Origin of the sequence: Pseudomonas sp. FeS53a (genome assembly GCF_000931385.1) — a bacterium.
GTDB classification, from domain to species: Bacteria; Pseudomonadota; Gammaproteobacteria; order Pseudomonadales; family Pseudomonadaceae; genus Metapseudomonas; species Metapseudomonas otitidis.
On record NZ_JYFT01000005.1, the window covers coordinates 54679 to 66331 of the forward strand.

At 69.0% G+C, this 11653-nt stretch carries 11 protein-coding genes and 1 pseudogene; 4 read left to right on the forward strand and 8 right to left on the reverse strand.

Annotated elements, in window-relative coordinates:
* Positions 1 to 13: 13 nt before the first annotated feature.
* The 3 genes and pseudogenes from SZ55_RS28940 to SZ55_RS01730 form a co-directional block, all read right to left on the reverse strand.
* Positions 14 to 505 carry a methyl-accepting chemotaxis protein gene (locus tag SZ55_RS28940; protein ID WP_236692380.1) on the reverse strand — a complete coding sequence of 164 codons (492 nt, stop codon included), beginning with the start codon at positions 503 to 505 and terminating at the stop codon, positions 14 to 16.
* 51 nt (positions 506 to 556) lie between these two features.
* Positions 557 to 1369 (reverse strand): annotated as a pseudogene (locus SZ55_RS28945) (PAS domain-containing protein); the annotation flags it as partial.
* Between the two features lie 262 nt (positions 1370 to 1631).
* Positions 1632 to 3254 carry a methyl-accepting chemotaxis protein gene (locus SZ55_RS01730; protein ID WP_044400314.1) on the reverse strand — a complete coding sequence of 541 codons (1623 nt, stop codon included), beginning with the start codon at positions 3252 to 3254 and terminating at the stop codon, positions 1632 to 1634.
* A gap of 463 nt (positions 3255 to 3717) precedes the next feature.
* On the opposite strand from SZ55_RS01730, the gene SZ55_RS01735 reads away from it, so the two are divergent.
* Positions 3718 to 4344, forward strand: a complete 627-nt coding sequence (locus SZ55_RS01735) for a TetR/AcrR family transcriptional regulator (RefSeq protein WP_044400317.1) — start codon at positions 3718 to 3720, stop codon at positions 4342 to 4344.
* Positions 4345 to 4401: 57 nt separating this feature from the next.
* Here the strand turns inward: SZ55_RS01735 and SZ55_RS01740 are convergent, their stop codons facing one another.
* Positions 4402 to 4950, reverse strand: coding sequence for a thioesterase family protein (locus SZ55_RS01740; protein WP_044400321.1), 549 nt, complete (start codon positions 4948 to 4950; stop codon positions 4402 to 4404).
* A 107-nt stretch (positions 4951 to 5057) separates the two neighbouring features.
* On the opposite strand from SZ55_RS01740, the gene SZ55_RS01745 reads away from it, so the two are divergent.
* Entirely contained in the window at positions 5058 to 6026 is a 969-nt protein-coding gene (locus SZ55_RS01745) for a GlxA family transcriptional regulator (RefSeq protein WP_044400324.1), read from the forward strand.
* A gap of 5 nt (positions 6027 to 6031) precedes the next feature.
* Here SZ55_RS01745 and SZ55_RS01750 read toward each other — a convergent pair whose 3' ends face one another.
* On the reverse strand, positions 6032 to 6286 hold the full coding sequence (locus SZ55_RS01750) for a hypothetical protein (protein WP_044400326.1): 255 nt from the start codon (positions 6284 to 6286) through the stop codon (positions 6032 to 6034).
* Between the two features lie 182 nt (positions 6287 to 6468).
* On the opposite strand from SZ55_RS01750, the gene SZ55_RS01755 reads away from it, so the two are divergent.
* Complete coding sequence (locus SZ55_RS01755; RefSeq protein ID WP_044400329.1) at positions 6469 to 7119, forward strand: FadR/GntR family transcriptional regulator; 651 nt, start codon at positions 6469 to 6471, stop codon at positions 7117 to 7119.
* 29 nt (positions 7120 to 7148) lie between these two features.
* The gene (locus SZ55_RS01760) at positions 7149 to 8423 is read left to right on the forward strand and encodes a CynX/NimT family MFS transporter (protein ID WP_044400332.1); all 1275 of its coding nucleotides are present in this window, start codon (positions 7149 to 7151) and stop codon (positions 8421 to 8423) included.
* Between the two features lie 459 nt (positions 8424 to 8882).
* Here the strand turns inward: SZ55_RS01760 and SZ55_RS01765 are convergent, their stop codons facing one another.
* The 3 genes from SZ55_RS01765 to SZ55_RS01775 are packed head-to-tail and all read right to left on the reverse strand — an operon-like array spanning position 8883 to position 11643.
* Complete coding sequence (locus SZ55_RS01765) at positions 8883 to 9905, reverse strand: FecCD family ABC transporter permease (protein WP_152644419.1); 1023 nt, start codon at positions 9903 to 9905, stop codon at positions 8883 to 8885.
* Entirely contained in the window at positions 9902 to 10867 is a 966-nt protein-coding gene (locus SZ55_RS01770) for an ABC transporter substrate-binding protein (RefSeq protein WP_044400338.1), read from the reverse strand. The genes SZ55_RS01765 and SZ55_RS01770 overlap by 4 nt, the downstream gene beginning before the upstream one ends.
* Positions 10864 to 11643, reverse strand: a complete 780-nt coding sequence (locus tag SZ55_RS01775) for an ABC transporter ATP-binding protein (protein ID WP_044400340.1) — start codon at positions 11641 to 11643, stop codon at positions 10864 to 10866. Before SZ55_RS01775 ends, SZ55_RS01770 begins: the two co-directional genes overlap by 4 nt.
* Between the last annotated feature and the right edge of the window lie 10 nt (positions 11644 to 11653).

Below are 11653 nucleotides of genomic sequence, written 5' to 3' on the forward strand. Positions count from 1 at the left end.
CGGCGTGTGCGGCTCAGTCGGCGAAGGTCACCGAGAACTGCGCGACGGCATCCACCACCCGGTGGGACTCGCTGCGGATTTCGCGGATCACTTCGCCGGCCTGGTTGGCGAGCTGGACCCCTTCCCGGGCGCGGTCCTGGGTGGTGCTCATGCTGCTCACCGCGCTGCGGGCCAGGTTCTGGTTCTGCTGCACCACGCTGTTGATCTCCACCGTGGCCTGGCTGGTGCGGGAGGCGAGCTGGCGCACCTCGTCGGCCACCACGGCGAAGCCACGGCCCTGCTCACCGGCGCGGGCGGCTTCGATGGCGGCGTTGAGGGCCAGCAGGTTGGTCTGGTCGGCGATGCCGCGAATGACCTGGACGATGCTGGTGATCTGCTCGGACTGCTTGTTCAGCCCCTCGATCTGGTCGGCGACCGTCCCCAGGTTGGTGGCGATCTCGGTGACCACGTCGACGGTGCGGGCCACGGTCTGGGTGCCCTGGGCGGCAGTGACGTCGGTCTCCATGGCGATATCGTGGGCCAGCTGGGCGGCGGCGGCCTCGGCGTTGCGGCGTTCCACCTGGGCAGTGATGTCGCTGGCGAACTTGACCACGCCGTAGAGGCGCCCGTTGGCGTCGTACAGCGGGTTGTAGGTGGCGCGCAACCAGACCACGCGGCCGTCACGGGTGACCCGGCGATAGCGGTCGGAGAGGAATTCACCCTGGTTGAGGCGGGCCCAGAACTGCCGGTACTCATCACCCCGGGTGTCTTCGTCGACGCAGAACATGCGGTGGTGCTTGCCGAGGATGTCCTCCAGCCGGTAGCCCATGAGTTCGAGGAAGTTGCGGTTGGCGGATACCACCTCGCCGGCGAGGTTGAATTCGATCACCGCCATGGAGCGGCCGATGGCGTTGATGTAGCTCTCGTGGCGGTGCTCGGCCTCCACCTGGGCGGTGATGTCGGTGGCGATCTTCAGCACCTTGAGGGTGTGCCCGAAAGCGTCCTGGATCGGCATGTAGGTGGCTTCCAGCCATACTTCGCGTCCGTCGCGCGCCAGCCGGGCGAAGCGGTCGCTGAAGCGCTCGCCCTTGCGCAGGCGCTCCCAGAACTGCTGGTAGGCGCTGCTATGGGCAAATTCGCGGGCGCAGAACATGCGGTGGTGCTGCCCGACCACTTCGTCGAGGCGGTAGCCGACCACATCGAGGAAGGCGGGATTGGCATCGAGGATGATGCCGTCGGGTGTGAATTCGATCATCGCCATGGCTCTGCGGATCGAAGCGAGCTCAAGCGCTTCTGTGACCAAGCCTTCAGTGGGTTCCTTCTTGCGGTTGAGCCACATGCTGTCTTCTCCTTGGCGTTGCATACGCCGAGAAAAACTAGACGACGTCATGTCACTTTTCCTCAGCGAGAACGTCCTGCTGGGCCTTCAATGGCTCGTGTCGGTCATCACTGAAACCGTCAGTTGGGCCCCGATCAAATGATGGGGCTGGATTGACGGGCACGCTCGGCGAGGGAGGGCGGCCTGCATCAGGGTTGTACAAGCTTGCTCTTTGTATAGCTCTTGGGTGGCGTTTTTCCGGCGCCATTAAATTGGTGGCTTGAATTTCCGACCGGTGGTTGTCGGGGGGCTGCACGCCCCCCTTGTTGCGGCTTCAGAGCTGGAAGCGTTGCACCACGCCGTTGAGGTCGATGGCCAGGCGCGACAGCTCCTGGCTGGCGGCGCTGGTCTGATCGGCGCCGGCGGAGGTCTGCAGCGAGAGGTCGCGGATGTTCACCAGGTTGCGGTCCACTTCCCGTGCCACGTGGGCCTGCTCCTCGGAGGCGCTGGCGATCACCAGGTTGCGTTCGTTGATGGAAGAGATGGCCAGGGCGATCTCGTCCAGGGCGGCACCGGCGGCGCGGGCGACTTCCAGGGTGAAGTCGACCCGCTCGCGGCTGGACTGCATCGAGGTGACCGCCTGGCTGGTGCCCTGCTGGATGGTGTTGATCATCTGCTCGATTTCCTGGGTCGACTGCTGGGTGCGGTGGGCCAGGGCCCGCACTTCGTCAGCCACCACGGCGAAGCCACGACCCTGCTCGCCCGCGCGGGCAGCCTCGATGGCGGCGTTGAGCGCCAGCAGGTTGGTCTGCTCGGCAATGGAGCGGATCACCGCCAGCACCTGGCTGATGTCGCGCACGTTGTCGGCCAGTTCTTCCACCTTGCTGGAGGTGTTGGCCACGTCCCCGGCGAGTTGGGCGATGGAGTTGACGGCCTGGCCCACCTGCTCACGGCCGCTGCGAGCGGTGTGGTCGGCCTGCTTGGAGGCTTCCGAGGTGCTGACGGCGTTGCGCGCCACTTCTTCCACGGCCGTGGTCATCTCGTTGACGGCGGTGGCGGCCTGCTCGATCTCGGTGTTCTGCTGGTGCAGGCCTCGGGTAGAGTCCTCGGTCACCGCGTGCAGTTCTTCCGAGGCCGAGGCGAGTTGGCTGGAGGAGTCGGCGATGTGCTGGATGGTGCTGCGCAGGCTGGTCTGCATCTCTTGCAGGGAGCGCAGCAGGTGGGCCGGCTCGTCCTGGCCCTGGGCCTCGATGCGGTGGGTCAGGTTGCCGGAGGCGACCACGCGCGCCACGTCCACGGCCTGGGCCAACGGGAGGATGATGCTGCGGGTGAAGATCACCGCCAGCAGGATGGTCAGCACCACGGCGATGGCGATCACCACGATCACCAGGGTCACGGCATTGTCGAAGGTGGCATCGCTTGCGGCGGAGGCGCGCTTGGCCCCTTCGCTGTTGATGCGGGCCAGCTCACCGAGGGCATTGGCCAGTTGTTCGGCGTAGTCACCGAGCTTTTGCTCCACGGTGTGGCGTGCCTCCTCGCTGTTGCCGGCCTGGGTTTGGGAGACGGTCAGGCGTGACTGCTCCATGTAGCGGTCCCTGGCGACCTTGTAGGCGTCATACAGCCGGCGCTCGTCGGGCGAGGCGATCATCGGTTCGTACCGACGCTCGGCCGTCTCCAGGGCGCTCTCGGCCTTCTGCAGGCTGGTCAGGGTGGTCCCACGGAAGTCGCCCTGGACGATGGCGTAGCGCAAGGTCATGGCACGGATACGGGAGCTGGCGGCGCTCATGTCATTGACCGCCATGATCGAGGGCAGCCAGTTGGTGTCGACCTCGGCGCTCATGTCATCCATTCGGTTCATCTGGTACAGCGCAATCAGCCCCAGCAGTACCAGCAGCAGCCCCAGCGTCGAGAAGGCGAGAGCCGAGCGAAGGCCGATCCGTATTTGTCTAATCCACATGGTGTTTCCCCAGATAATGCAAAGGTGGTGTGTCGGGCGACACGTTCTGGCCCCCTTCGGCCTGCCCTGTGGATGGAACGGATTTCAGTGAAGCGGCGGCTCCTTCTGCACAGGTTCCTGTGCTGCCGTCTGTGCGGCGGGGTAGCGGTGCCCGAGCGTCTGACAACTCTTCACAGAGCGCCTAGGGGTGTTGGTCTTGTGCGTAAAGCATATGAATTCGCCTTAATTTGTGCGACATATCTCACATTGTTTTACTGACATTTCCTGACGCTACTTCGCCTTTCCTTGACCCACGGCAGTGTTTGAGCGGGACCCGGCTAGCATGGTGCCTGGCCCTGCGGGGCGGGGCGCCTGCCCGCGCGCCCGAAAAAGCCAGGGGCAGGTCCGAGCCCGCTGTTTGAAATCCACCCCGCCCCGGACCACCCTTCACCCGCTGCCCAGAGAAGACCGAATGGACCACCCGATGAAAGAACCCCCTCCCTATGTCGAGGAGCCCCCTGGTGCGCCTCCCAAGCGCATTCGCACCGGCGGGCGCAGTGCCCGTGTGCTGGAGCAGGTCGTGGCCGCCGCGCGGGACGAGCTGCGTGAGCACGGCGCCGTGGCCTTTTCCATCCCGCGTGTGGCCAAGCGTGCCGGCGTTCACGTGGCCTCGGTGTACCGGCGCTGGCCGGACGTGAACGAACTGATCGCCTTCACCGCCAATCGCTACGTGGACCAGTTGGTGCCGGTGCCCGACAGCGGCTCACTGATGGGGGACGTGAGCCTGCTGCTGCAGGGCACCCGCGCCTTCCTCTGCGATCCCCTCGGAGCCACCTTGGTGGGCCAGGCCTTCAGCCTGAGCGGGGAGGGCGCCAACCGCGCGTTGATCCGGCTGTACTGGAGCAAGCGCGCCGCCGCCCACCGGGCCGTCTTTGAACGTGCCGTGGCGCGGGGCGAGCTGCATGGGGAGGTCGATCCGGAAGTGGTGGTGGAGATGCTGGTGGGGCCGCTCTACATTCGCCACTTTCTCAGCCAGGGCGCCATCAGCGACGACTACCTGCGGACCCTGGCCGAGCAGGTGCTCGCGCCTCTGCTGGTGCAGCGCGGCTGAGCGGGGGTGGCGAGGCGGGGGAGCGCCTCGCCATGCTGCATGGCGCGGGGTTGAGCCTCAGCCCTCCCGCCCTTCCTCCTGGCGCAGGCCTTGGCTGAGGCCATCGCAACTGGTGGACCAGTCCGCCAGCCAGTCGGGCAGGGTGGGGGACTCGGCGGAAACGCCCAGCTCCTGCACGAACTCACCGGGGGCAACCGGCCCCTTGGGGCTGCGGAACAGGCCGCGCATGATCACCACGCCGAGCACCCGGCCGTCCTTGACGAAGCGGTGCTCCATGAAGGTCCACTTCTCGTCCCAGCCCAGCAGGCGGGTGTGGACCTCGAAGGCTTCGAACAGCCGCAGCTCGCGGCGGAACTTGCCCCAGATATCGCCCACCACCGGGAGCGCACGGTGGCGCAGGGCGACCCGGAAGGCGCCGCTGCGCAGCACGAAGTCCATGCGCCCGACGTCGGCGAGGGTGAAATAGCGGCCGTTGTTGACGTGACGGTTGAAGTCCAGGTCCAGCGGCCAGACCCGCATGCGGATGACGGTGGTGTCGAGGCCGTGGACGGCTTTGCGCCAGGGGCGGCGGAGGAGCATAAGGAGCAGGCGGAACCAGAGATTCATGGCAGGTCGGACCGATTGGGGAAGACCCGCGCAATCTAGAGCCATGCCCCCTGTTCGGACAGGTGCGCAAATGACATATTCCATGCGAAACCTGCAAGAGCACCGCCATGCACGTCACCCTGCTCGTCACCGACTACTGTTCTGCCGCCAGCACCTTCCTCGCCCTGGAGGTGCTGCGCGCTGCCAACCTGCTGGCTGAAGGCGAACCGCCGTTCGAGGTGGTGAGCGTGTCCCTGGATGGCGGGGAGGTGACCACCCTCGGCGGGCATCGGGTCGCGGTGCAGGCGGCGCTGGGCAGCATCGAGCGGACCGACCTGGTGCTGGTGCCGGGCTTCATCTTCACCCTGCGCGAGGCCTTGCCCGGTTTCGACCGCTACGTGCCCTGGCTGCAGGCCCGCCATGCCGAAGGCGCGACGGTGGCCTCGATGTGCACGGCGGCCTTCCTGCTGGCGGAGGCAGGGTTGCTGGAAGGGCGGCGGGCCACCACCCACTGGGCCTTTGCCGGCTTGTTCCGGCGGCGCTACCCCGAGGTGTTGCTGGACGAGACGCTGATCCTCTGCGAGGACAGCAACGTGATGACCAGTGGCGGCGCCAGCGCGGCGATGGACCTGTTGCTGCACGTGGTCCGGCGCTTCGCCTCCCTGGAGCTGGCGCAGACCTGCGGCCGCTACCTGCTGATCGACAGCGTGCGCACCGGGCAGTCGGCCTATGTCATGTGGTCGACGCCCAAGGGACATGGGGACGCCAAGGTGCTGCAGGTGCAGAACTGGCTGGAGGCGCACTACACCGAGCCGGTGTTGATCGACGAACTGGCGCAGCGCTTCGGTTTCGGCACGCGCAACTTCAAGCGGCGCTTCAAGGAGGCCACCGGCTACTCGCCGCTGGCGTACCTGCAGACCCTGCGCCTGGAGCAGGCCAAGCACCTGCTGGAGACCACCCGGCTGAGCCTGGAACGCATCACCTTCCAGGTGGGGTACGAGGACAGCAATTCATTTCGCCGGCTGTTCCAGCAGCGCATCGGCATGCCGCCGGCGGCCTACCGCAAGACCTTCCAGGTACGCGGTGTTCCGGCCTGAAGGGCTCAACCCTCGGTGCTGCGGATGAAGGCCGGCTCGTAGTCGCGACGGGCGCTGGAAACGCGCGGATTGGGGTTCATCAGCGCCTGGCGGACCTTCTCGTAGTCCTCGTAGGGCAACCCGGCGCGATTGAGCATCTCCAGGGAGAACTGCTTGATCTCGGCGTCGGTGTAGGGGCGCGGTTCCGGCTGGCTGGCACAACCGCTGAGGACGAGGGCCGCAAGGGCAAGGGCCAGCGCCAGGATGTGAGTGGGTTTCATGAGGCCCCCGGGGCAGTGGTGACGGGATGCTGAGCAGGCTACCAATGCCCCCGGGAGGCGAAAAATCACCGTTGTAGATAATGAGTATTGCCTGGATCGCAAGGATATCCGGGGTTGCGAACCCGCCCTGGGGCCGTTAGCCTGCGCACCCCTGAAATTCATCGGATGATTGGATGTCTGCCATGTCCGCACCGGCCCTCAAGCGTTCCCTGGTGGATATCGCCCTGGAGCAGATCCGCCAGCGCATCGACGACGGCACCTGGCCGCTCGGCCAACGCCTGCCGCCCGAACCCGAGCTGGCGGAGATCATCGGCATCAGCCGCAACACCGTGCGCGAAGCGGTGCGGGTGCTGACCTTCTCCGGCGTGCTGGAAGTGCGCCAGGGCGACGGTACCTACGTGCGCGCCTGCGCCGACCCGCTGTCCACCATGCAGGCCCTGGCCCGCAGCTCGGTGGAGCAGGCGCTCGAGGCGCGGGGCATGATCGAGATCGAGGCCTCGCGCCTGGCGGCCCTGCGCCGCACCGAGGCAGACCTCATCGCCCTGCGCGAAGCCCTGGCGGCCTCCGCCGCACGCTCCAGCTACGAAGACCTGCAGGACTACATCGACCACGACCTGGTGTTCCACCAGCGGGTGGTGGACAGCGCCCACAACCCGGTGCTGAGCGAGCTGTACCGCTACTTCTCCCAGGTCATCCGCGTGGGCCTGGAGCGCACCATTTCCGATCCCGACCGCGCGCAGCCGTGCTTCGACCTGCACCGCGAGTTGCTGGACGCCATCGAACGACAAGACGCGGACGCCGCCGCTGCGGCCAACCGTGCGTTGCTGATCTGACGTTTGCCCTTTCCTGGAGTTGCCTTGCCATGCCTGCCCACGATTCCCCCTCCCACACGCCGCCGGCCTGCCCGCCGGAGGAATTGCTGATCGACGCCGAGGCCGACGACGAGCCCGCGCCCTCTGCCATCGCCGGAGGCGCCGCCCTGCTGCTGGTGGGGCTGGTGCTGGTGGCCCTGAACCTGCGCCCGGCGCTGTCCAGCCTGGCGCCGATGCTCAATATGGTGCGCGAGGCCACCGGGCTCTCCGCCTCCGGGGCCGGTCTGCTGACCACCCTGCCGGTGCTCTGCCTCGGCCTGTTCGCCCCGCTGGCGCCGATCCTGGCGCGGCGCCTGGGCAGCGAGCGCACGGTGCTGCTGATCCTCCTCGTCCTGGCTGGCGGCATCGTCCTGCGCAGCCTGTTCCCCCTGGCCGGGCTGTTCCTCGGCAGCGTCATGGCCGGTGCCAGCATCGGCATCATCGGCGTGCTGCTGCCAGGTATCGTCAAGCGCGATTTCCCCCACATCGCCGGGCTCATGACCGGCGTCTACACCATGGCCCTGTGCCTGGGGGCAGCGCTGGCCGCCGGGGCCACCGTGCCCCTGGCCGGTGTGCTGGACGGCGCCTGGCAACCGGCCCTGGCCTTCTGGGCGCTGCCGGCGATCCTCGCGGCGCTGGTGTGGCTGCCCCAGGCGCGGCAGTCCGCCCATGCCGGCCGCCAGGCCTACCGGGTGAGCGGCCTCTGGCGTGACCCGCTGGCCTGGCAGGTGACCCTGTACATGGGGTTGCAGTCCTCCCTGGCCTACATCGTGTTCGGCTGGCTGCCGTCGATCCTGATCGACCGCGGGCTGTCCGCCGTGGAAGCCGGGCTGGTGATGTCCGGCTCGGTGATGACCCAGTTAGTCAGCGCCCTCGGCGCCCCCTGGCTGGCCACCCGCGCGCGGGACCAGCGTCTGGCCGTGGTGCTGGTGATGGGCATGACCCTGGCGGGACTGATGGGAATGCTCTATGCGCCCCTGGGCGGCATCTGGGGCTGGGCGGTGGTGCTCGGCCTGGGGCAGGGCGGCACCTTCAGCATCGCGTTGGCGCTGATCGTCCTGCGCTCGCGGGACGCCCACGTCGCCGCCAACCTCTCCGGCATGGCCCAGGGCGTGGGCTACACCCTGGCCGCCATGGGCCCGCTGGCGGTGGGCGTGGTGCACGACCTGACCCACGGCTGGAGCGCGGTGGGCTTCATCTTCGTCGGCGTCAGCCTGGCAGCCACCGCCTTCGGCCTGGGGGCCGGGCGCAACCTGCTGGTGAATGTCCGCAGCGAACACCTCTGACACCCGCACCCACGACAACGCCGGCCCCGGCCCCGGGGCCGGCGTTGTCGTTTGCGGGTATGTGGGTGCCGTCCGCAGCCCGTGCTTCAGCCCGGGATTGTGTGCCGCCTGCTCCCGGACTGAAGTCCGGGCTACGTGGGGTCGGCTCAGGTCGTAGCCCGGGTTTCAGCTCGGGGATGTGTGCTGCCTGCTCCCGGACTGAAGTCCGGGCTACGTGGGGGGCAGGCCGTAGCCCGGGCTTCAGCCCAGGGTTGCGTGCTGCCAGTTCCCGGGCTGAAGTTCGGGCTACGTGGAGGGCGGTGCAGGTCGTAGCCTGGGCTTCAGCCCAGGGTGGTGTGCTGCCTGCTCCCGGACTGAAGTCCGGGCTACGTGGGGTTGGCTCAGTCCGTAGCCTGGGCTTCAGCCAGGGTTGTGTGCTGCCGCTTCCCGGCCTGAAGTCCGGGCTACGGGGAGGGTGCGTCAGCGGCGGCGCAGCAGGCCGACGAAGAACAGCCCGCCGATGGCGGCGGTGGCGATGCCGATGGGCAGGTCCTGGGGAGCGGCGAGGGTGCGGGCGCCGACGTCCACCCAGACCAGGAACAGCGCGCCGAGCAGGGCGCTGGTGGGCAGCAGGCGGCGGTGCTCGGCGCCCACCAGGCGGCGCGCCAGGTGCGGCAGCATCAGTCCGACGAAGCCGATGGCGCCGCTCAGGGCCACCAGCACGCCGGTCAGCAGCGAGGCGCAGAGGAACACCCAGAGGCGCACCCGGCGGGGTTCGAAGCCGAGGCTGGCGGCGGTGTCTTCGCCGCTCATCAGGGCGTTCAGGCCGCGCGCCTGGGCCATCAGCAGCGCCAGGCCGAGGGCCAGGCTGATGGCCGGCAGGGTCAGCAGCTCCCAGCGGGCGAGGCCGAGCCCGCCGAGCATCCAGAACAGCACCGAGCTGGCGGCATGCGGGTCACCGAGGAACAGCAGCAGGTTGACCAGCGCCATGCACAGGAAGGACACCGCCACGCCCGCCAGCAACAGGCGGTCGCTCTCCAGGCGGCCGTGGCGGCTGGCGATGGCCAGCACCAGGGCGGTGCTCGCCAGGGCGCCGACGAAGGCCGCCAGGGGTAGGCTCAGGTGGCCGGCGAACTCGCCCAGGTAGAGCACCACCAGCACCGCGCCGAGGGCGGCGCCGGAGCTGACGCCCAGCAGGTGCGGGTCGGCCAGCGGGTTGCGGGTGGTGGCCTGCAGGGCGCTGCCCACCAGGGCGAGGCCGGCGCCCACCAGGGCGCCGAGCAGCACCCGTGGGGCGCGGATCAGCCAGACGATGCTGGCCTGGCCGTCGCTCCAGTCGCCCCGCTGCAGCAGCCCCAGGCGCTCGCCGACGATGGCCCAGACCTGCTCCTGGGGCAGCCGCGCCGGGCCGAAGCCGAGGGCGGCCACCAGCGACAGGGCCAGCAACGCGGCCAGCCCCGCCAGCAGCAGGCGGAAGGCGCCGGCCGAGCGCAACGGCCTCACCGGGCGACCCCGGCGAACACCTGCGGGTGCAACCCGGCGGCGAGGGCTTCGATGGCGGCGGCGTTCTCCACCGAGGGCGTGGCGTCCAGGTAGGGCAGCACCAGAAAGCGCCGCTCGCGGATGGCGGTGACCCCGGCCAGGGCCGGCTGGGCCAGCAGGAAGTCGCGCTTCTGCTGCCAGCTGCGCTCGCCGTAGTCGACGATGACGATCACCTGCGGGTCGCGCTCTACCACGGTTTCCCAGTTGACCTGGGTCCAGCTGGCGGCCAGGTCGCTGAGCAGGTTGTGCCCGCCGGCGGCTTCGATCAGGGCCTGGGGCATGCCGAGGCGGCCGCTGCTGAAGGGGCGGTCTTCGCCGCTGTCGTAGAGGAACACCCGGGGCCGCTCGGCGACGCCGGCCAGGCGTTCGCCCACCGCCGCCACGCGGGCCTTGAGGCCGGTCACCAGGGCCTGGGCGCGGGGCTCGACGTCGAAGATGCGGCCGAGGTTCTCCAGGTCGCGGTAGAGGTCATCGAGGCTGGCCGCCTCGCGGGGCATGACGTGGGCGCAGGACTCGCTCAGTTCGTACACCGGGATGCCCAGCGGTGCGAGGGTGGCGGGGGTGACGTCGCCACCCACGTGCATGCCGTAGTTCCAGCCGGCGAAGAAGAAGTCGGTGTCGGCGGCCAGCAGGGTTTCCACCGAGGGGTACTTGCGGGCCAGTTCCGGCAGGCCGGCGAGGGCCTCGCGCAGGCTCGGGTCCAGGGTCTTCCAGCCGCTGACGCCGCTGTAGCCGGCCATGCGCTCGCGCAGGCCGAGGGCGATCAGCATGCCGGTGAGGTTCACGTCCTGGCTGACGGCGTGGGTGGGGGCGTGCTCGAACACCACCTGGCGGTTGCAGCTGGTGATGGTCACCGGGTACTGGGTGGCCTGGGCGCTGCCGGCGAGCAGCAGGGCGGCAAGGGCGAGGGAGCGGCTTTTCATGTGGGGGTGATCCAGGTGATGCGCGGGTGGCCGCCGATGGGGTGGCGGTCCACCAGCGCGGGGGTGCCGAACACCTCCAGCAGGCGTTGCGGCGTGAGCACGGCTTCGGGTGTGCCGCTGGCCACCAGGCGGCCGCCGTCGAGCACCAGCAGGCGGTCGCAGAAGGCGGCGGCGAGGTTGAGGTCGTGGAAGCTGGCCAGGGTGCTCAGCCGCAGGCGGCGCAGCAGGGCCAGCAGTTCCAGCTGGTAGCGCGGGTCGAGGTGGTTGGTGGGTTCGTCGAGCAGCAGCAGGCCGGGGTCTTGCACCAGGGCGCGGGCCAGCAGGGCGCGTTGTTTTTCGCCGCCGGAGAGCCGGGCGAACGGAGTGTCGCGTTGGGCCTCCAGGGCCACCTGGCGCAGCGCTTCGCTGACCCGGGCGCGGTCGGCGGCGGTGTCGCCGTCGAACGGCCCCTGGTGGGGCGAGCGGCCCATGGCGGCGACCTCGGTGACGCTGAGGCCGAAGTCGCTGGGGAACTCCTGCAGCACCACGGCGACCCGCTGTGCGCACCAGCGCGGCGGTTGGCGCCAGATGTCCTCGTCGTCCACCCGCACCGTGCCGCCGTGGGGGCGGGCGGCGCGGTAGATGCAGCGCAGCAGGCTGCTCTTGCCGCTGCCGTTGGGGCCGATGAGGCCGACGAACTCGCCTTCCGCCACGTCCAGCCCGATACCGTCCAGGGACCAGCCGGCGAGGGCGCCGTCAGGGGCCCAGTGCAGGTCATGGAGGTTCAGGCGGGACATGGCGTAACCC

Bases quoted from the DNA above. Each gene is read 5' to 3' on its own strand.
- SZ55_RS01735 (WP_044400317.1), top strand. From the start codon at position 3,718: ATGAAAGAACCCCCTCCCTATGTCGAGGAGCCCCCTGGTGCGCCTCCC.
- SZ55_RS01775 (WP_044400340.1), bottom strand. From the start codon at position 11,643: ATGTCCCGCCTGAACCTCCATGACCTGCACTGGGCCCCTGACGGCGCC.
- SZ55_RS28940 (WP_236692380.1), bottom strand. From the start codon at position 505: ATGGAGACCGACGTCACTGCCGCCCAGGGCACCCAGACCGTGGCCCGC.
- SZ55_RS01730 (WP_044400314.1), bottom strand. From the start codon at position 3,254: ATGTGGATTAGACAAATACGGATCGGCCTTCGCTCGGCTCTCGCCTTC.
- SZ55_RS01760 (WP_044400332.1), top strand. From the start codon at position 7,149: ATGCCTGCCCACGATTCCCCCTCCCACACGCCGCCGGCCTGCCCGCCG.
- SZ55_RS01770 (WP_044400338.1), bottom strand. From the start codon at position 10,867: ATGAAAAGCCGCTCCCTCGCCCTTGCCGCCCTGCTGCTCGCCGGCAGC.
- SZ55_RS01750 (WP_044400326.1), bottom strand. From the start codon at position 6,286: ATGAAACCCACTCACATCCTGGCGCTGGCCCTTGCCCTTGCGGCCCTC.
- SZ55_RS01755 (WP_044400329.1), top strand. From the start codon at position 6,469: ATGTCCGCACCGGCCCTCAAGCGTTCCCTGGTGGATATCGCCCTGGAG.
- SZ55_RS01745 (WP_044400324.1), top strand. From the start codon at position 5,058: ATGCACGTCACCCTGCTCGTCACCGACTACTGTTCTGCCGCCAGCACC.
- SZ55_RS01740 (WP_044400321.1), bottom strand. From the start codon at position 4,950: ATGAATCTCTGGTTCCGCCTGCTCCTTATGCTCCTCCGCCGCCCCTGG.